This is a genomic window from Beijerinckia indica subsp. indica ATCC 9039 (genome assembly GCF_000019845.1).
GTDB lineage: Bacteria > Pseudomonadota > Alphaproteobacteria > Rhizobiales > Beijerinckiaceae > Beijerinckia > Beijerinckia indica.
The window spans coordinates 1,783,359-1,802,853 of the sequence record NC_010581.1 but is presented as its reverse complement, the minus strand read 5'-3'; the positions used below and the strand labels follow the sequence as shown (position 1 = coordinate 1,802,853).

The window sequence follows — 19,495 nt, the reverse complement described above, 5'->3', positions numbered from 1 at the left end:
ATCTGTGATTCTCGATACTGGGAGCTTGCCGTAATCACATGCCCGGTTCCGTCGGTTTCATCCATCTCCATGTCCACAGCGCCTTTTCCCTGCGGGAAGGGGCGATCAAGATCGAGAAATTGGTCAAGCTTGCCGCTGCGGACGCCATGCCGGCCCTGGCCCTGACCGATACGAACAATCTTTTCGGCGCTTTGGAATTTTCCGAAAAGCTTGTTAAATCAGGTATTCAGCCTATTGCCGGCCTGCAATTGACGGTGGATTTCGGCGATGGCGCGGCCATGGCTCCCCGCGGCGAGGAAAACGGCGCGGGCCGCGCCAATCTCGTCCTGCTGGCCCAGGATGAGGCGGGTTATGTCAATCTCATGCATCTCACCTCGCGGGCTTGGCTCGATCCCGTGCCCGGCGATCCGCCGCATGTGCGCTTCGATCAACTGCATGGCCATGCGGACGGCCTCATTGCTCTGAGTGGTGGTCCTGACGGGCCACTCGACCGCGCCTTTGCCGCGCAAAGACCGGAGCAGGCCGTGCTCCGCGCCCAACATTTGGCGGCCTTGTTCCCGAACCGTCTCTATGTCGAGTTGCAACGCCATAGCCTGCAGGCGGAACGTTCGAACGAACCGCTTTTGCTCGATCTTGCTTATGATCGCTCGCTGCCACTCGCCGCGACCAACGAGCCCTATTTCGCTGCAGCCTCCGATTATGAAGCCCATGACGCGCTTCTTTGCATTGCGGAAGGCGCGGTTTTAGGCGAGCCTCAACGCCGCCAGCTTTCGCCCGAACACCGGTTGAAAACCCGCACGGAAATGGTCGCGCTTTTCGCCGATCTGCCGGAAGCCACCGCCAATACGGTCGAAATCGCCATGCGCTGCGCCTATCGGCCCCTGACGCGCAAGCCAATCCTTCCGCGTTTCGGCGATACCGGCCACGCCGATGAAGAAGCCAAGGAATTGCGCCGTCAGGCCGAGGCAGGCCTTGAGAAACGGCTCGCCGCACATCCTCCCGCGCCCGGTTTTACCGAGGACGATTATCGCGCCCGTCTCGCCTTCGAGCTCGATATTATCGTGAAAATGCAATTCCCCGGCTACTTCCTGATCGTGGCGGATTTTATCAAATATGCGAAATCGCAGGATATTCCTGTCGGGCCAGGACGCGGCTCCGGCGCCGGCTCCCTTGTCGCCTATGCCCTGACGATCACCGATCTCGATCCGATCCGGTTCGGCCTCCTGTTCGAGCGTTTCCTCAATCCGGAACGCGTCTCCATGCCGGACTTCGACATCGATTTCTGCCAGGATCGGCGCGATGAAGTCATTGCCTATGTGCGCCGCCGTTATGGCGAGGACAAGGTCGCACAGATCATCACCTTCGGCTCGTTTCTGGCGCGCGGCGTCATGCGCAATGTCGGCCGCGTTCTCGAAATGCCTCTCGGCCAGGTCGATAAGCTCGCCAAGCTCGTCCCGCAAAATCCGGCCGCGCCTGTCAGCCTCAAACAGGCGATCGAGGGCGAACCCCGGTTGCAGGAAGCAGCAAGCTCCGAGCCGCGTGTCGCGCGCATGTTGACCATCGCCGAGACGCTTGAAGGCCTCTATTCCAACGCCTCGACCCATGCGGCGGGCATTGTCATTGGTGATCGGCCGCTCGAACATCTGGTGCCGCTCTATCGTGATCCGAAATCGGATATGCCGGCCACACAGTTCAACATGAAATGGGTCGAGCCTGCGGGCCTCGTCAAATTCGACTTTCTGGGCCTCAAAACCCTCACGACGCTTTCGACCTGCGTGAAACTCTTGGCCAAGCGCGGGATCATTGTCGATCTCGCCAAAATCCCGCTCGATGATCAAAAAACCTATGCCATGCTCGGGCGCGGTGAGACGGTTGGCGTGTTCCAATTGGAAAGTGCGGGCATGCGCAAGGCGCTCGTCGAAATGCGCGCCGACCATTTCGAGGATATTATCGCCCTGGTCGCCCTCTACCGGCCGGGCCCCATGGCCAATATCCCAACCTATTGCGCGGTCAAGCTCGGCGAGGAAAAGGCCGATTACATCCATCCCAAGATCGAACATATCCTGAAGGAAACCTTCGGCGTCATCATCTATCAGGAACAGGTGATGCAGATCGCCCAGGTGCTTTCCGGCTATTCGCTCGGCGAGGCCGATCTTCTCCGTCGCGCCATGGGCAAGAAGATCAAGGCGGAAATGGATGCGCAGCGCAGCCGTTTCGTCACGGGCTCGGTCGATCGCGGCCTCACCAAGAAACAGGCCGATGAGATTTTCGACCTGCTCGCCAAATTCGCCGATTACGGATTCAACAAGAGCCATGCGGCGGCCTATGCTCTGATCGCCTACCAGACCGCCTGGTTCAAGGCCAATCATCCGGTTGAATTTCTCGCTGCGTCGATGACACTCGACAAATCCAACACGGACAAACTGGCCGAATTCTGTAACGAGGCGCGCCGTCTCGGCATTCCCGTCGATCGCCCCTGCATACAGAAATCCGGTGTCGATTTTGATGTCGCTCTCGAAAACAAAGGGGCAGGGCAAGAGTCAAAAGAGTCCGAGAACGCAAATCTCCACATCCGTTACGCGCTTTCAGCCATCAAGGGCGTAGGGTCGGCCCAGGCCGAGGCTTTGGTCGCCGCCCGCGCGGGACGGTCCTTCAAGGATCTGAGCGATTTTACGCATCGTCTCAATCCGCGCGAGATCAACAAACGCATGCTTGAATGTCTGGTCGCGGCCGGAGCTTTCGACACGCTCGACAAGGATCGCGCCAAGATTTTTGCCACGATCGAAACCCTGCTCGCCATGGCGAACCGGCGATGCGAGGAAGAAGCAGCCGGCCAAAGCGTGCTGTTTGGCGGGCCGGCGGCCAGTGCCATCATCTTCCCCCAAACCGATCCCTGGCCGCTTGCTGAACGCCTGCAACGGGAATTTGACGCGGTCGGCTTCTTCCTGTCAGGCCATCCGCTCGATGGCTATGCATCGATCCTCTCCCGTCTCAAGGTTCAACGCTGGGCTACCTTCGCGAGGCAAGTAAAACAAGGGCAGGCCTCGGCCGCGCGCCTCGCCGCGACTGTGCTCGACCGCAAGGAACGGCGCACGAAATCCGGCACCAAAATGGGCATTGTGCAACTATCGGATCAATCCGGCCAATATGAAGCGATCCTGTTTCAGGAAAGCCTCAACCAATATCGCGACATGCTGGAAAAAGGCTCGGCCGTCCTGCTCGCCCTGCAAGCCAATGTCGATGGCGAGGATGTCCGCGCACGCATTCTCTCCGTGGAGCCGCTCGATCAGGCGGCAAGCCGCATACAGAAAGGCCTGCGCGTGTTCGTGCGCAACGAGGACAGCCTTGCCTCTGTCGCACAGAAATTGACGACACGCGGCGATGGCGAGATTTCCCTGATCCTGATGACGAATGGCGGTGAAGTGGAAGTGAGGCTGCCAGGCACATTCAATGTTTCAGCGCAACTTGCCGGGAGCTTGAAAACGATCCCTGGTATTGTGGCTGTTGAGCCGATTTAGATTAAGCTCACTCTTATATAACATATGGGATAAAGACGATCCGTGGCGTTGATTACGAAGTTCTGTTAATATTAAAATTACAAATATTGCTTTTACCAGATGCAAAAAGATACTGCCACGGATTATTTGGAGGGGGCAAATGTCTGGTTTTAGCGGTTCGCGCATAGCACGCTTGCAGTATTTACGCGCGATAGCCGCTTTATCTGTAATGCTCTACCACGCTTCGTATTACCTGAATTCGATGCGAGGCAACTCTTCGTTTTTGGCTGTCTTTGGAGGAGAATTCGGAGGATTTGGGGTCAGTCTGTTCTTCGCAATCTCTGGATTTTTGATGGCATCACTCGCCGACAGAGATCCACCGCCGACACTTTTCCTCGCACATCGTCTCATTAGAATCTATCCCATCTACTGGATCACCGCAGGTATATGTCTTTGGATAAGATACATACTTAACGAGGGAGCCGTTCTTGATCCACTTGCACTCGGGCTCATCCCAGGAGGCCCACACTTTTACGTGCTCCAGATAGAATGGACTCTACCTTTCGAACTAACTTATTATGTGATCGTATTTTTCATCATCCTGGTGCACGCACAACGGATGCTGCCCGCTTTGGCCGCAGCGTGGGCGCTTGCCGTGTCATGTGGCCTAGTGTTCGCACCCTACTTGCAGAAGGGGCAGTTTCCAACACTGCTCTTCATACCACTTGCCGAACAGAGCCTACCTTTTGCCGCAGGGCTGCTGGTGCCTTTAGCTATCCGGCGCGGTCTCGTCGGCGCATGGACCCCCATCGTTGCCGTGGGGCTTCTACTCATGAGCGATGCAGCCCCGCCCCTGCGCCCATGGCTACTCAACATCGGATGCGTCATGTTGGTCGCCACTGCCGTCCTGCCGAGATCTGATGTACGCGATGCCTCCTATGATCCCGGCCTTGCGCTTGGAGACTGGAGCTTCGCCCTCTACCTCTGCCATGCACCCATTATTATCTGGCTCTTCCAGTTCGCGCCGATCGGCATGTCACCAGCCGTGCTCTGGTTCGCCTCCATTGGCGGGGCACTATGTGGCGCGGTAGTTCTTGGATCAGTGGATATGGCGCTCTACCGGTGGATTAAGCGACGTGTTGATTGGGCCCCGTCATCAATCCGCACCACGGCCACCTCGGCATTTTTGATCGGCTTATGCGCCCTTGTACTATGGCCCGAGGTGATCCGCGTGCTCGACGAAAGAGAGGTTGCAGAGGCGAGATCGACTGGACTTCAGATCCAATCCGCTGCACATGCCGGACAAACCATTACAGTTGCGGCCGACGCCGTGCCCCTACGTCGCGACGATGCTCTCCGCCTCTACGTAGACAGTATTAGCTATAGTGAGGACGCCACAATGACTGTGCGGGGATGGGCCCTCGACGTAGAGGGGCGGAGCAAGAAAATGTCGCTCATGGTGTTTCACAATAGCGATTTTCTCGATGCATTCGTTCCGCGTGTCTATCGTCCAGACGTCCTTGCTGCTTTTGGCCTGCAACATTCCGCTGTCCCACCGGGATTCTCGCTCAGCGCTCATGTCATCTGTCACCAGAACGACAGCATCATTCTATTGCTAGTGACCGATGATCGTCGATATACGCAAATCGCGTTGCCCACCCAATCTCTCAGGTGCAAAACGCCGTGACACACTACCCACAATGACGCGACCAGCATCGATTGTCACCCACCCTGTTCATCATCTCGATTAGCGCTAAGGCCTGATAACGCTAGATATGAGTCGAAGACTTGTCGCAATAAAGCGAAAAGCTTCGCATTCCACAAAAGCACATGAGGCGCCTGATCGAGCGTGGAGGCAGCCACCTTGGATGACGATGGATCGGCCGCATATCAGTCAGCAGCAAAACATCGCTTGCCCTGATGTCCATGTATCCTTCCCCTTCAAAAGCATAATGCCCCAAAAGCCTAAACTTTTGGGGCACATCTTGTGTGTTAAAAAAGCAGAGAGAGCTTTTTCGTTTCAAGCGAAACAAAATACTTTAGTAGGGCAACCCGGGCAGAGCGCGCGTATTTTCGATCTGCACCGCTTGCAATTCATCCGCGGGGATGCCGAGCAGCTGGAGGATGGTGGGAGCGATTTGCGTGGTGAACACAGGGTGCGGGTCAACGCTGCCCCGAAGGCCCGGCGCGCTGACCAGCAGCGCGACATGGCGATCGTCATCGGCCAAGCCACCATGTTCGGCGAGCTTGCTACCGCCCGTGTAGATCACGCCCTTGTTCGACACCACAAGGAAATCCGGCGTGCGGCTGTCGGTTGCCGGATCACGATAGGTTTTCGTGAGCTCGTTACGATCGAGAATGGCCGAGATGCCAAGCGCGCTTGACGCGGCCCGGAGATCGGCCAAGGTCGACCTCAAGGTCGCCGGCGTGCGCTTGCTCGGATCGAGCCAGATCAGCGAGGCGTCATCGGCAATGTTGAACCCATAGCCGTCATTCGCGAGCACGGTGGAATAAGTATCTTTGATCGCATGGCGCAGGGTGGGATCAATCGGTGACTGGCCATGCTTGGCGCTGATGATGATGGCGGTGTCATCATAACGGTTGTATGTCTTCAGCGCATTGACGATCTCGAGGATCGACTTATCGACGAAGGCAAGCTGCTGGCTCAGGGCATTGCCAGGCGTGCCAATCGCGTTGAGGTAGCCGCCGGTCAGGCTGGGGTCATCGCCGTAACCAGCTTTGGCGAGCTTCTGGCCGACGCTGACCGACTGGAAATTCATCCCGAAGATCACCGGGACATAGCCGACCGGGTAGCCCAAGCTATTCTGCGCCTGGATCTGGTGGATCACGGCCTTGACCTTGATCTTATCATAATTGCGCACGCCGACGTAGCTGGTCGTGTTGTCCTGGCCTGCAGGGGCGCCGGGCAGTTGCGAGTTGATTTCCGGAGTGAAGAGGTCTTCGATACCCGTGCCGGAAGGGCCATTGAGGATTTCATAGGCCGGGTGCTTGTCGGACCAAGCGGTGTGGAAATGGTGCGCGCGCAGCACTTCGAAAATCGTGTTCACGCGAATGAACTGGTGTGGATAGACGACGACGCATTTGCCATCGACAAGGGTCATCGGCAGATTTGCCGGGTTGATCTGCGACAGCGGATTGCCAAGCTTGCCGCCACCAGTCACGTCATTCAGATTGTAGTCGAGGTTTTCCGCAAAGGTCGTCTCGGCCCCAGGGGTGCCAGCGCAATTGGAGCTCGGCGGAAAGAACGTGCGATCATAGCTGTCGTCATAGAACACGCCAGCCGAAAACGGCGTGCCGCCGGTGACCTGGGCGATCATGCCGGGGAAGCTGTCGGAGGGAGCGGTGGTATAGGCGTCCGTATAGTTCAACCCGCGCCTCGACAACTCGGCAAGCGCGCTCGTGGGATGGGCCTGGATCCAACGCTGTAGATCAAGCCCATGCATGCCATCCACGCTGATCAACAGCACATGCTTCAGACGGCCGGCTGGTTCATCCGCGGATGCGGTCGTGATGATGCCAAGCAGGGCAGCACCCGCCAAAAGAAAACGTCGCAGTGAAAACATTCCCTATCCCCATATTGAATGACGCTCACCAAGGTGTGCGCACACTCACTAGCTGCACAAAATGTAACGGGCAGATGACATCTGTCCGATACTTTAGTGACATTGGGGCGGATGATTAGTTCTTGGGGATGGGATAGACTTGCAGCATCGCTCGTTCCTTCTTTTCACGGGCAATGCTGCAAGTCTTTATGATTGCTTCAAATTAACCACAAAAATGCCCGGTTTCTGGCTTGATGCCCTGACATTTTCCGGTTCCAGGATGGGGCTGAAAGGTCTGAATCGGCCTCTTTTTTTAATATGTGAACGCATTCCTCTTTCGGTCGATCTTGACACAGCTGAACCGTTGAACATCCCAGGCCGGAGTTGGCCGAATGGCAACGGTTACGGTTGTGCGATGAACCGAAGAGAAGGCAGAGTCACATTAACAGGAATGACAGTTCTTCCGGCGGAGTGACATTCTTGTCAGTGGCATACACAGCAAAGGTTCAGCTTTCCAGAATGTCGGCGCTTGTCACACAAGCCACGCCATGCTTGGTCAAACTCTGTTTCGCTTCCGCCGCTGAGCCCTTGATGTCGAGGGCGCAGCAGGCGTCCTCGATAACGAAAACGTCGAAGCCTTCCCGTCTGCCATCTTCCGCAGTGAAACGGACCGTGAAATCAAAAGGCAGGCCCGCCAGAAACAGACGTTTCACGTCCTTTTCACGCAGAAAACCGGCCAGTCCCGTCTTGGTCGCACGATCATTTTCGACAAAGGCAGAGCTCGCGGCAATCCGATGATCGAGGCCCCGGCGCAGAATCAATTCGGCTTGCGGCACACGAAGATCGTGCCGCAGATAGGCTCCGGGCGTGCCTTGCACACAATGCGCTGGCCACAGGATTTGCGGACCATAGGACAAAACTTCTGTCTCGAACGGCTTTTTGCCGGGATGCGCCGACACGAAAGCCTCATGGCCCGGTGGGTACCAAAGTTGCGTCACGATGACATGGTCGAAGAATTCCGCCACCAAACTTGCAACCATGGCGATGTTTTCGGCACCGGAAATCGGGAGAGCACCACCCGGACCAAAATCATTCTGCATGTCGAGGAGCAACAATATATCGCCTGTCTCGATTTCCATGCATCCTTCCCCTTTGAGAACGTCATTCCCAAAAGTCTGAAACTTTCGAGACACGGGTCATGCGTTAAAATGATGGTTTCACCTATGGCCGTTTCGGCTTCAATGTGAAATCAATCGAGCGTTCACCCTTATTCAGGGCGATTTTGCGCGGCTCGATCAGCGAGACTTGCCATCCATCGATCGCATCGCCGGGTTTGAGGCTTTGCGGTTTTGCCGGATTATTGACGATAACAATCGCTCGCTTTTCATTCTCGCTGAAAATAACACCGACGAGTTGCAGGTTCGGTGGGGGTGCTTCGACAGGGGGACGGGGTGGCGGCTCGACCGGAACAACAGGTTTAGGCGGCAACCGCCGATTCGGCGAGAAGAGTGGCCGCTCCCGCGTCGCGTCCAGATCGGCAAGCGACGAGCCGGCCATAGCCTTCGGCGCGAAAACGCCGACGAAACACACGAGAAAAAGCAGAACCAGAGCGGTCGCTAAAGCCATTTGGAGGGATTTGAGCCATTGGCTCCATTGAGCGCTCATGTCGGTGCCCGCCAATAGGCTACGGCCTTCAATGTGACTCGCAGAAGGGGCGAATCGGAAACCTGCTCCCCGCCTTGCGCAGGTTGCAGATTCAAGGTCTCGATAAAGAAAAATGGTGCGTCGGTTTCGAGCTTGAATAAGAGCGCCTGAACAGCCTCGATCTTGCCTTCGATGACGAGATCCGCGGCGATGCGATGATCCTGCCCACCACGCGTTTGCTTCGCGTTGAGGGGCATGCTCAGGAGGACCTCGTTCTCTGCTCCCTCAACCCGGCTCGAGAGGAGATTGCCTGCGGTTTCGGCAACAGCCGCCCGCAACAATCGATCGACTTCGGCGGCCGCAAGCGTCTTTGTCGTCGCAAGGATGAAGGGCTCGCGCGTTTCAGCGTTCTGGCCGTTCTCGTTCCCGGAAAAAAACCCAGCAGGTTGTTTCCTATGCAGGACAGCAAGTTGCTCGGTCTTGGCGTCGCGTTCGAGTTTCAAACCCGCGGTTTCATCCGCTTCTATCCAAAGAAGGCTCACGCCGAGGATGAGCGCGCCAATGAGTGCGGCAAGAGCGCCTATGGGTCCTTTGAAGCTCAGATCCGCTGTCGCGAGATCCTTGAGACGACCCGCCAAGGACGCCCAATCAATCGCGGCCCGATCATAGCGAACCTTACGCAGCACGCTCAGGAAAGAAGCTGGTGGCATCATGAGCAACGATTTTCCGATTTCGCGACAATCCGCATTTCGAGATGGAAACGATCGGCACCATTCTCCTCTCGTGTCGTCGCCCCTGTAAAGCCGGCCTCGCTAAAAATGGATGTCCCCTCAAGCAAAGGCACGAGCTCCGAGACGTGACGAGAGACACCGGATATGCGCAACACGCCTTTGTCCAGGGAGAAATCATCGAGATGAGCGTGATCCGGCAAAACCTTGGAAAGATCGTCGAGAATGCCGACAAAACAGGGGCCAGCCTGATGACGCCGACGCAAGGATTGCGCAGTCGCCACACCATTGTCGTCCATTTGATCCGCTGGATGCAGGAGTGCGCGTTGATGGGCGATCTCTTCGTCAAGGGTCCCGATCGTGGATTCGAGCGTCCATTTTTCCAGGGTCAAAACACCGAAGCCCAAGATGAACAAAGCCATGCAACCGGCCAGGCCGAAGCCGATCTGCCGCCGCAAGCGCTCCAAGCCGCGATCGGCGCTGCCATCGATGCGAATGACGAAATCAGGGGATGTCTGGTCGCCCGTGGCCAACAGGCTCGAGGTCGCCACTCCAGCTTGGGCCAGAAAATCCAAATGCGGCCGGAGCATGGATTTCGCGACGACACCAACCTCAACATGGCATTTTGCGGCATCGTCCTCGAAAGGCCAGGTTCTGACACCGAAATATGTATCGGCGGCCCGCCAGGGCGTCAGCCGATCGATCTGATGACGTGCCAAAGCTTCAACGAAAGGGAGGCTTTCCGTTGCGATCGGCTGCAGGGCGCGGCGCAACATCCAACCACGCGGCAAAACCGTCTCCACCCAGGCATCCTTGAACGTTTCACGCAGGCTCATGGGACAGCTAAAGCCGGTCGGCTCTTTCACGATCGAGCCCAACAGGATCCCGTCCGCTGAAAAAATCTCTGATCCGCCATTTTCATCCAAATGCAGGACAAGACGTTTCGGCGGCGCAAAATGTTCGCGGCAGGAGAGGACGACGCTGCTCAAGCCGTCAACGAGCCAGTCCCAGACGATTTTCGGTTTGGCGAGCAACTCCGTGTCTATCATCACAACCTCATGGGACCATGCGCCAAGCGATAACATCGACTTTATCATCGCGGGGCTTGGGTGTGACGAGGATGAATTCGAAACGTCGCCGGAAACCGTTTTGAAGCCTGACACGGGCGCTGGCGCGGCAGGCCGGGGCAGGGGTGAAACTGACGGCCTCGCGTGCCTTGGCGGGCAAGGCCGCCTGGGCGTCCCCTTCAGTTTCAAATCCTTCTGCGCGGCGCGCGAGAAATATTTCGCTTGCCGGTCCCTCGCCTTCGAAGAGTGCAGCGACCACCTTGGGATCGGCGATCAGCGGATCGATCTTGGCGCTGCCATTCGTGACCGTCAGAAAGGGACGCAGGGAAGCGAAAATATCGGGATCGAGATCCCAGGCCGAAGCAGCGTCCTCGACATCGTTGAAAGGCTTCACATGGTCCCCCTGCCGCTGATCCCCCTGCCGCTGATCCCCTTGCCGCGCATGAGCAATCCGTTCAGCAAGCGCGCTCGCCTCATTTGGTTCCAAACCACTCGCCTGGCCCAAGGCCGCGATGAGGGTGGGAGGTGCGAGATTGACGTCGATTCGTGCGGATTCGGAGAGATAATCGACTTGGATTTCAGCATTGTCGACAAAAGCGGAGAAAGAACCATTACGCCGCTCGGTCGGACCACCGCCAAGGATCTGGCCGGCGAGAAGATCCACCGCCACGCGGCCAAGTTCCTCCGCCCTCAGGGAATCGGCGAAAGCCTTGGCACTTCGCGCATTGGCCACCGCTATATGTTGCGCCGTGGCGAGCAGGCTTGAAATCAGGGCCACGAGCAAAAGGACGAGGATCAGGATCGCCCCCCGCCGGGGATCGCCGGACTTGCTCCTCATGGTTTGCTCCTCATGGCCTGAGCCCCCAGAGGTCTGGAGACAGCGCGAGCACGGCCGCAAGAATCCAGCCGGATGGCGCCAGAAAGGCGCCGAAGGGCAAAAGAACTCTGCGCTGCTGCCGGACCGCTGCCATGGCCGCTACGAGGAGGGCGGATAAAGTCGCCAATTGCAGCGCCAGCGCGAAGGTGAAGGGATCGAGCCAGAGCGCGAGGGCAGCGGCAAGTTTGACATCGCCAAATCCGAGCCCTTCCCGCCCGGCATAAAAGCGATAAAGACGGGCGATCGCGTAAAACAAGACGAAGGCAAACAAACCGTTGGCCAAGGCGGGTAACAGGGTGGAGGCGAGAACTCCCCCCAGAGATATCAAATCCCAGGACCAACCATCGGCGATGAGCGGCCACAGGCTATGGAGAAGCCCGAGACACACGATGCCAAGACTGGCCCAGTCGGGAATCAGATAGAAATTGAGATCGGAATGCATCACCGCCAGAACGAGGAAGGCGAAGAGGATCAGAAACCCGCCTTCCCACAACGGGAAGGAGAGCAGGCCGAAGAGGACCACGACAATCGCCAGCACAGCATAAGCAGTAGGAGAGGGCACGGAGCGGGCGTCGTTTCCAATGGGTCCGCGTGCGGCGCCCGGCTCCAGAAGAGGTGAATCGAGGAGAGGCGGATCAGGCGAAGAAGAGCGCATATCCTCGAACACGGCTGATCCTCACGGGTGACTGCGCATCATCTGCAAGCGCTCACGAAATTCCTCGGAAACCTGCTGCGAGTCGAAACCATTGCGGAGGATCTGAGGCTTGATGAACATGATCAATTCGGTGCGGCTGTCAGATGAATTATGATTGGTGACGAGATCGTTCAGGAAACGGATCTTGCTGATGATGGGGAGGCCGGACCGGGTTCCATTGGTTGTTTCCTGGATCAGGCCGGCGAGCAGAACCGTCTGGCCATTGGGAATGGCGATGGTGCTGCGAACCCGCCGTTGCGAAATCGTCGGTGTCAAATTCGTCGGGTCGGGGTTTGTCACCGCGCTGATTTGCTGCTCGATATCCAGCGCCACCACGCCATTGGCATTCACACGCGGCAGCACATTCAGGATAATGCCGGTATCCTTGTAATCGACACTGTTGACGATCGCCGGGTTCGCCGTTTGTGTCGAGGTTGCCTGCTGACTGAGGATGGGCACCTGATTACCCACCTGCAGCACAGCGGGCTGCCGGTCGAGCACGACGAGCGAAGGTGTCGAGAGAACCTTGACATCCGTGATATTCGACAAAGCATTGATCACCACACGCGGATTGGCGATCTGACCGATCATCAGGTTCACCGCCGGATGGGGCGTGACCAGGGGAATGCTGGCATTGGAAATACCGGCGCTTCCAAGCATCTGCAACGAGCCGGCGGAACTGTTGAGATAGGCTTGTACGCCGTAATTGAGCGCATCCGTCAGGGTGACCTCGGCGACGGTCACTTCGATCTCAACCTGGACCGGTGGCCGGTCCATGGCGTGAATCGTGTGTTCGATCAACCGATAATCGAGCCGATTGGCGTGGATCAGCAGCGAATTGGTCGAAATATCGGGCGTAATGCGTATGTTCTTCCCTTTGCCCGCACCGCCGCCGCCGAGCCCGCCCGAATCGTCTTGCCCCGTCGACGATCCACCCTGGCCGGCCGCTCCTGTCTTTAAGCTGCCGAAGGGGCTTGTCCCGAAAGAAGAATTGGATGACGCGCTGGCAAGCTGTGTCGATCCAAAAGAGGATTGTCCCGAGGAACTCGGGTTTGCGGAGGACACCCCGCTGCTTTGACCAAAGCCCCCACCGGTCCTTCCTGTGCCGGTCCCGAATCCTCCAGCCTGCGCACCCGTGGTGGACGTCTCACCGGGTTGCAAAACGTCTTTATCCTGATCCTGGCCGGTTTGGCCGCCGCTGCCGCCATAGATCTGGTTCAGCATGGCCGCGACGTTTTTGGCATTGGCATATTGCAGCTTGTACACGTTGACGCCAAGGGCGGCGTAATCCGCCTTGTCCAACTTGGCGACCCACCGCGTCACTTTATCGATCGCGGCATGGTTTCGCGAAACCGCCAGCACCGCGTTCAGCCGGTTGATCGGCTGCATCTGGACAATATCCTTGCTCAAACCGCCTTCGCCGGTGCCAAGGATACGATGGACTTCGGCAATGACCGTGTCCGGCGCCGAATTGGTGAGAGGCAGAATGGCGACGGACCGGGTTTTGAGCCAATCGACATCGACCATGGAGGCCGCATCGAGCGCGGCCTGCCGCTCTGAGGCCGTTCCCTGAACGATCAGAAGATTGGAATCGGCCTCCATCCGGACCGAGCCGCCACGGCTCCCCAATCCTTCGAGAACGCGTCCGGCCAGCGCGACGGGGACATTCTTCATGCCGATGACCGTCACGCCAAAGCCTTCGCCCGCTTCATGGTAGTGGACATTCTGAATCGTGGTGGCGTCGCCGGCCGGCACGACCCGGTAAAGGCCGTTTTGCTTGAGGATGACGGCATTGATCCCGCTCAAGGCCGATTCCAACAATCCCACCAGGGATTTGCGCGGAACCGGCCGGGATGAGGTCAAGCTGATTTGCCCATTCACGCGCGGATCGATGACGTAATTGACCTGCAGGACATCGCCCAGCACGGTCTTGATGACGGCCGTGGCATCGGCATTTTCGAAATTCAATTGATAATCGCCCGCGCTCTCCACAGGCGTCAGCGTGACATTACCCGTAACCGCGCTCGCGCCGTTTTCCGCGAAATCGCTCGCATTGGCTTGGGCAGCGCCAGCGATTCCTCCGCGAGAAATGATGGGTCCCGGAGCCGCGGGGAGCGGCGAAGCGCCAAAGGTATCGTTTCCATTCGTGCTGGAACGCGCAGCCAGATCCTGCCCGCCAAAGCCATTCGCCTTATCGAAGGAAGCCTTGACTTCGGACTCTGTGAGTCCGTTGCAAGCGGCCAGCATTGTGGCAAGAGCGAATATTAAAGCGACTTGAACGATAATCGCAGGGTTACGATTTTTCGTAAAAACCCGCCATAACCTGCCAGATAGGCTATAAGAATCCATATTACTCAGCCCATCGTCAGTGCAAGCGGAGGCTTTCACTTTAACTCCTGCATCAGTTTGTCATCGAACTTTCAAACTTTTTACCGTTAAATTGGATCGTTAAATTTAGTCGTCAAATTCTTGGCACATGCCATTTGGATATAATTCAGCTTAAATCCTATAAGCTCAAGCATAATGCAAGCTGACTTCTGCTCTCCTCAGCCCTCAAATAAGGTTGCCGGATCTTTCTCGATAAAGCAGAGATCCCAGAATACAATCGATGATAATATCGATTCCTGGCCAAGGATAGCATTCTCCGCTGGGTAACAGTGGAGAATGAGCCGGGCTCTGTCCTATATTTTTGCAAAATGTCAAACTTATGAAGCCATTGATGGACGTCGACAAAACCAGTGATTTGGCTCTGCCCGTTTCGGGAACGGATGTAGCGGACGGCGATCTGACCTTATCCATTCCGGATGAAGGTTCCGACCCGCCTCGCATAAGTCTAGCCATGATGCAGGCGGCCTCTTCATTGGCTGGGCAATTTTCCCAGGTTTTTTTGCGCGAGTCGGGGCTTTTTCCTTTTCGGGCGGAAAATGGCGCCATTTGGATCGCCGCCGCTGATCCAAACCGACCGGAACCCATTGATGCCCTGCGGCTGACGCTTGCCGGTGACATCGCCATTGCGACGGCGGCCCGCGAGGATATTGAAACAATTCTCGATCTCGTATCGACGCGGGAAACGGAGACGGAAGCCCAGGCCGGAGATAGCCAGAGCCCGGATGTGACCGCCGAGGATGCCGAAAGCTTGCGTGATCTCGCAAGCGGCGCCCCCGTCGTGCAGGCTCTCGAACAGATTTTTGAACGTGCCGTGACCTGGCGCGGGACCGACATTCATATCGAACCTCTCAAACGCGAGCTTCGTGTCCGCATCCGCGTGGATGGCATCCTGCGATTGATGCCCGTTCCTCAAAACGTTTCCGCTCGCGCGCTCGTCTCGCGGGTGAAAATCCTAAGCGGCCTGAACATCGCCGAACACCGCTTGCCCCAGGATGGACGCGCCCGCATGCAAGTGCGCGGGCGCGAATTCGACCTCCGCGTGGCGACCATGCCGACCATGGGCGGAGAAGCCGCCATTCTGCGTCTGCTCGAGCGCAATTCCACGCTCGTCGCCTTCGGCAAAATCGGCTTCAGTCCACGCGATGAAGCCGTGTTGCGCCGGCAACTCGGGCGGCCGCATGGTCTGCTGATCGTCACGGGGCCGACGGGAAGCGGCAAGACGACCACGCTTGCCGCCAGTATTGCGGAAATGAATGACACGAGCCGCAAAATCCTGACGATCGAGGATCCGGTCGAATATGAGCTCCCCGGCGTCAGCCAGTCTCAAGTTCGCTCCGCGATCGGTTTGACCTTCGCCAACGCCCTGCGCGCGTTCCTGCGTCAGGATCCCGATGTCATCATGGTCGGCGAAATCCGCGATGGCGAAACCGCCAGCATCGCCATGCAAGCGTCTCTGACCGGCCATCTTGTGCTCAGTACCCTGCATACGAATAGCGCGGCGGCGGCGCTCAATCGCCTCACCGATCTGGGGATCGAACCCTTTCTCGTCGCGTCCACTTTGACCACTGTGGTGGCCCAGCGTCTCGCACGCAATCTTTGTCCCGATTGCAAGAAACCGGCGGCCGTGACACAGCAAGATCTCGAGGAGGACCCCCGTCTCACGGCCTTCGGCTTCGAGATCGGTACCATCCTGCACCACGCGGTGGGTTGCGAGCGTTGTGCTCATACCGGCTATCGCGGGCGTGGCGCCTTATTCGAGGTGCTGGAAATCACCGACGAGATTCGGCGGCTGATCTTGAATGGAGCGGATGAGGGTATCATCGTTCAGACGGCCCGGACGCAGGGCATGCAGACCATGCTGGACGACGGTCTCGCCCGCTGCCGCCTGGGTCAAACGACGATCGACGAAGTTTTCCGCGTCGTCGCGCAATCCTGATTTCGTTCTGGCCTGATTTTCTGTTCTGAAAAGAGCCATAAGGGTAAAGGAGAATTACGCTGGCTTCCTGGACCGCCCATGAGCCAGGCTCTGACACTCCAGGTTCAGACAAATCTCAGACAATAAGATGAGATTTCCTTTTCACGCTGTAGAAAAAAATATATCGAAAACCATGGTCTTTTCGAGAAGGTGAGCGAACGGTGACGGTTTATCGTTACAAAGCACTTTCGCTCGATGGCCGATCGATCGAGGAGGAGCGCGAACTCCCCGATCTCGCCGCCGTCATGCGCGAGCTCGAGCGGCGTAATCTCGTTCTCGTCGCCCATCGTGAAATCCGCCCGAAACGTCAGCTGATTGCCTTGACCGGCACGGTCAAGCCCGTTGCCGTGACATCTTTCCTCAACGAACTGGCGCTTCTGCTGCGCAGCGGTCTCCCGCTTGTGGAAGCCCTCGATCTTGGCGCCCATGGCTTGCCGAAACCCCTGGCGCGGGCGGTGACGAGCTTGCGCGGTGCTCTCCTCGAAGGAAAAAGTTTCTCGCAAGCGTTACGGCAGCGTCCGGAAGTGTTCGGTCCCCTGATCGCCGCTCTCGCCGAGGTGGCTGAGACGGTCGGCGATCTCGACGGCATGCTCGCGGCGGTCGCCAAGCAGCGCGCCAGCGATCAAGCGCTCTCCGACAAAGTCTCCGCCGCGCTCCGTTATCCTGCTTTCCTCACGATTTCCGCGTTTCTGGTTCTTCTGTTTTTTCTTTTGCAAGTCATCCCGCAATTCGACGGTGTCGTCTCCGAGGGGTCGGGTGATCCCGGCGTCCTCGTGGCGACCGTCTTCGGTCTGTCGCATTGGCTTGTTGAATGGGAATCTTGGGTGTTGATCGGCTTGCCGTCTCTCGTCTTTGCCGGTTTTCTGATTTCACGCAGCACATCAGCCAAGACCTGGCTGGCGAATATTTGCGTGCGTCTGCCGATCATTCGAGGCCTTGCCGATATGCGGCGCTCCGCCGTCTTTTTCTCGACCCTCGCCATTCTGGTTCGGCAGGGCGTGCCGATGACTGAAAGCTTGCGCGTGATCGAAAATTGTCTCGGCCCCACGGTCAAACAACGCTTCGCTCTGATCGGCGACGCGGTCCGGCAAGGCAAACGTTTGCATGAGGCGGTCAGTGCCGTGAATCTTCTCCCGCCAGTCGCCCAGCGCATGCTCCGGATCGGCGAGGAGACAGGTGAACTGGCCAAGGTCGCGACAGAGGCAGGGGCGCTCTATACGCTGAAACTGGAACAGAGCCTCGTCCGCTTGACCGATATCATTGGTCCCGCTGCCATCCTCTTCATCGCCGGCATGATCGGCGCCATGATGGCCGCCATCATGTCAACGATCGTGGGCATCGACCAGATGGCCACTTGATCGAGGGCCGGTCGATCAACGTCAAGCGATCGACATTATCTTTGCCCAAAAAGTCTTCTCGACCCGCAACAAGGGACCTTGTCCATGAATGACATTCGTTTGATCCGGCCGCTCCATTTTCTTCGACTATGGGACAAGCGACGCGAGCCGGCCCAGGCTGATGTGGCATCCGCGTCCAAAGCGGGTTTCACCCTCGTCGAAATGCTTGTCGTTCTTGCCATCATCGGCCTTCTCGTCGGTCTCGTCGCACCGCGCGTGCTCGGCCAGCTCTCCGAAGCAAAAGTCAAAACGGCGCATATCCAGATCGAAAGTTTCAAGAACGCGCTCGATCTTTATTTCCTGGATGCCGGCCGCTTTCCGTCCACCAATGAAGGGTTGATGGCGCTGTCTGCACCACCGCCGGGACAAAGCAATTGGAACGGTCCCTATCTGAAGGGGACAAGCGTCCCGCGTGATCCCTGGAACCATCCCTATCTTTATCGTTCTCCCGGCGCTAATGGCCGGCCTTATGATATCGTTTCGCTTGGCCCGAGCGGGCGCGAGGGTTCCACTGAGCCTGGCGCTGGAGCCGTGACCAGTTGGTAGACGAAAAAGCCGAGACGCTACGGCACGAGGCTCGGGCAGGCTTTGTCCTGCTCGAAATTGTTGCTGCGCTCGCTATCGCAGGCCTGCTCTTCGCCCTGATCTTGCCCTGGGTCGCGCAAAGAACCTCAACCTTGCCTCTGGAGGCTCTTCTGGCACGATCAGCGGCGACCTTGCGCGATACAAGATCGGCGGCGATTGAGGCGGGGCGGCCAGCAGCGGCCCGTTTCGATCCAAATAGGCGTCAACTCAGCGGGACTCGCGATACGGTCACCTTTCCCGTCGATCTCGCCATCGACATGACGGCCGGCAATGGCTGTGACACACAAGGCGCCACCCTCACGCTGATCTTCCAGCCCGACGGGCAGAATTGCGGCGCTATCTTGAAATTCCAACAAGCGCGACGCGTGGTCCGGCTGCGCGTCAATGGAACGACAGGCGCAGTGGATATTCAACGGGGAGAGGCCGACGCGCGCCAATGATCGATCTGTCAAAGCCCCTGCCACGCTGCGGCACCCATCAGCCTTTGGACGGGCCGGAAGGTTCTGACCAAACGGGAACGGATACTTTCTCAGCTCCCAAAGCATCGCTGGGAATGGCCAAGATCTTCCGGTTCGGAGGAAACAGGCAGGGCTCTCGCGGTTTCACCTTGGTCGAAACCCTGGCCGCGCTCGCCGTCGCCGCGATTTTTATGGCCGTCCTGACGCGTGGTTTCATCTCGGCGAGAGCGTCCTCCGATCTTGGTGAAACGACCCTCCGTGGCATAGTGCTCGCGCGGACTTTGGCGATGGAATGGCGCGAGAACCAACTCACCGACCTGACTGGAACCCGTGCAGGTTTTCATTATCGCATCGAGACCCGGCCCGTTCAGGTGCAAACGCGGCCGTCCGCTTTTCCTCCGGCCCCCATGCCGAGCCAGGATCAAAATGCCGCGGCCAATAATGCTCAACAGCCCGGAGCAGCTCAAAAGCCTGGAGAAGATAAAGGACCACCCCCGGTCATTGCCAGAGTCGAGGCGCGCATCCATCTCACGACACCGTCCGGTCATGTGCTGAATTATGCAACAGCCAAGCTCGCATTCATCCGCCCATCGCAAGAACAAGAATAAGAGGATATCGGAGA

Annotated in this window: 16 protein-coding genes; 8 read left to right on the top strand and 8 right to left on the bottom strand. The window is 57.7% G+C overall.

What is annotated here, in order from left to right:
• The first annotated feature begins 38 nt into the window (after positions 1 to 38).
• Together dnaE and BIND_RS08085 are read left to right on the top strand one after the other, a co-directional pair.
• The gene (dnaE, locus tag BIND_RS08090) at positions 39 to 3,518 is read left to right on the top strand and encodes a DNA polymerase III subunit alpha (RefSeq protein WP_012384585.1); all 3,480 of its coding nucleotides are present in this window, start codon (positions 39 to 41) and stop codon (positions 3,516 to 3,518) included.
• Positions 3,519 to 3,657: 139 nt separating this feature from the next.
• The gene (locus tag BIND_RS08085) at positions 3,658 to 5,184 is read left to right on the top strand and encodes an acyltransferase family protein (RefSeq protein WP_012384584.1); all 1,527 of its coding nucleotides are present in this window, start codon (positions 3,658 to 3,660) and stop codon (positions 5,182 to 5,184) included.
• Positions 5,185 to 5,536: 352 nt separating this feature from the next.
• On the opposite strand, the gene BIND_RS08080 is transcribed toward BIND_RS08085, so the two are convergent.
• The gene (locus BIND_RS08080) at positions 5,537 to 7,081 is read right to left on the bottom strand and encodes an alkaline phosphatase family protein (RefSeq protein ID WP_012384583.1); all 1,545 of its coding nucleotides are present in this window, start codon (positions 7,079 to 7,081) and stop codon (positions 5,537 to 5,539) included.
• A gap of 139 nt (positions 7,082 to 7,220) precedes the next feature.
• On the opposite strand from BIND_RS08080, the gene BIND_RS21615 reads away from it, so the two are divergent.
• On the top strand, positions 7,221 to 7,535 hold the full coding sequence (locus BIND_RS21615) for a hypothetical protein (protein WP_158304365.1): 315 nt from the start codon (positions 7,221 to 7,223) through the stop codon (positions 7,533 to 7,535).
• A gap of 31 nt (positions 7,536 to 7,566) precedes the next feature.
• Here the strand turns inward: BIND_RS21615 and BIND_RS08075 are convergent, their stop codons facing one another.
• The 7 genes from BIND_RS08075 to gspD all read right to left on the bottom strand — a co-directional run bounded on the left by BIND_RS08075 (position 7,567) and on the right by gspD (position 14,317).
• Positions 7,567 to 8,199: an isochorismatase family protein gene (locus BIND_RS08075; protein WP_012384582.1), complete on the bottom strand. Its 633-nt coding sequence runs from the start codon at positions 8,197 to 8,199 to the stop codon at positions 7,567 to 7,569.
• Between the two features lie 82 nt (positions 8,200 to 8,281).
• A complete protein-coding gene (locus tag BIND_RS20105; RefSeq protein WP_012384581.1) occupies positions 8,282 to 8,725 on the bottom strand; it encodes a hypothetical protein in 444 nt (147 codons plus the stop codon).
• Positions 8,722 to 9,417 carry a type II secretion system protein GspM gene (gspM, locus tag BIND_RS08065; RefSeq protein ID WP_012384580.1) on the bottom strand — a complete coding sequence of 232 codons (696 nt, stop codon included), beginning with the start codon at positions 9,415 to 9,417 and terminating at the stop codon, positions 8,722 to 8,724. The genes BIND_RS20105 and gspM overlap by 4 nt, the downstream gene beginning before the upstream one ends.
• Positions 9,414 to 10,481, bottom strand: a complete 1,068-nt coding sequence (locus tag BIND_RS08060) for a PilN domain-containing protein (RefSeq protein WP_012384579.1) — start codon at positions 10,479 to 10,481, stop codon at positions 9,414 to 9,416. Before BIND_RS08060 ends, gspM begins: the two co-directional genes overlap by 4 nt.
• Before the next feature lie 7 nt (positions 10,482 to 10,488).
• Positions 10,489 to 11,337: a type II secretion system protein GspK gene (locus BIND_RS08055; RefSeq protein ID WP_012384578.1), complete on the bottom strand. Its 849-nt coding sequence runs from the start codon at positions 11,335 to 11,337 to the stop codon at positions 10,489 to 10,491.
• Positions 11,338 to 11,347: 10 nt separating this feature from the next.
• Positions 11,348 to 12,043: a prepilin peptidase gene (locus tag BIND_RS08050; RefSeq protein ID WP_012384577.1), complete on the bottom strand. Its 696-nt coding sequence runs from the start codon at positions 12,041 to 12,043 to the stop codon at positions 11,348 to 11,350.
• Positions 12,044 to 12,052: 9 nt separating this feature from the next.
• Complete coding sequence (gene gspD / locus BIND_RS08045) at positions 12,053 to 14,317, bottom strand: type II secretion system secretin GspD (protein ID WP_244395987.1); 2,265 nt, start codon at positions 14,315 to 14,317, stop codon at positions 12,053 to 12,055.
• Positions 14,318 to 14,789: 472 nt separating this feature from the next.
• On the opposite strand from gspD, the gene BIND_RS08040 reads away from it, so the two are divergent.
• The 5 genes from BIND_RS08040 to BIND_RS08020 all read left to right on the top strand — a co-directional run bounded on the left by BIND_RS08040 (position 14,790) and on the right by BIND_RS08020 (position 19,481).
• Positions 14,790 to 16,394 carry a GspE/PulE family protein gene (locus tag BIND_RS08040; RefSeq protein ID WP_244395986.1) on the top strand — a complete coding sequence of 535 codons (1,605 nt, stop codon included), beginning with the start codon at positions 14,790 to 14,792 and terminating at the stop codon, positions 16,392 to 16,394.
• 200 nt (positions 16,395 to 16,594) lie between these two features.
• Complete coding sequence (locus BIND_RS08035; RefSeq protein WP_012384574.1) at positions 16,595 to 17,791, top strand: type II secretion system F family protein; 1,197 nt, start codon at positions 16,595 to 16,597, stop codon at positions 17,789 to 17,791.
• Positions 17,792 to 17,875: 84 nt separating this feature from the next.
• Positions 17,876 to 18,376, top strand: a complete 501-nt coding sequence (gspG, locus tag BIND_RS08030) for a type II secretion system major pseudopilin GspG (RefSeq protein ID WP_012384573.1) — start codon at positions 17,876 to 17,878, stop codon at positions 18,374 to 18,376.
• Positions 18,370 to 18,855, top strand: coding sequence for a hypothetical protein (locus tag BIND_RS20100; RefSeq protein WP_012384572.1), 486 nt, complete (start codon positions 18,370 to 18,372; stop codon positions 18,853 to 18,855). Before gspG ends, BIND_RS20100 begins: the two co-directional genes overlap by 7 nt.
• A complete protein-coding gene (locus BIND_RS08020) occupies positions 18,852 to 19,481 on the top strand; it encodes a pilus assembly FimT family protein (RefSeq protein WP_012384571.1) in 630 nt (209 codons plus the stop codon). Before BIND_RS20100 ends, BIND_RS08020 begins: the two co-directional genes overlap by 4 nt.
• Positions 19,482 to 19,495 lie beyond the last annotated feature (14 nt).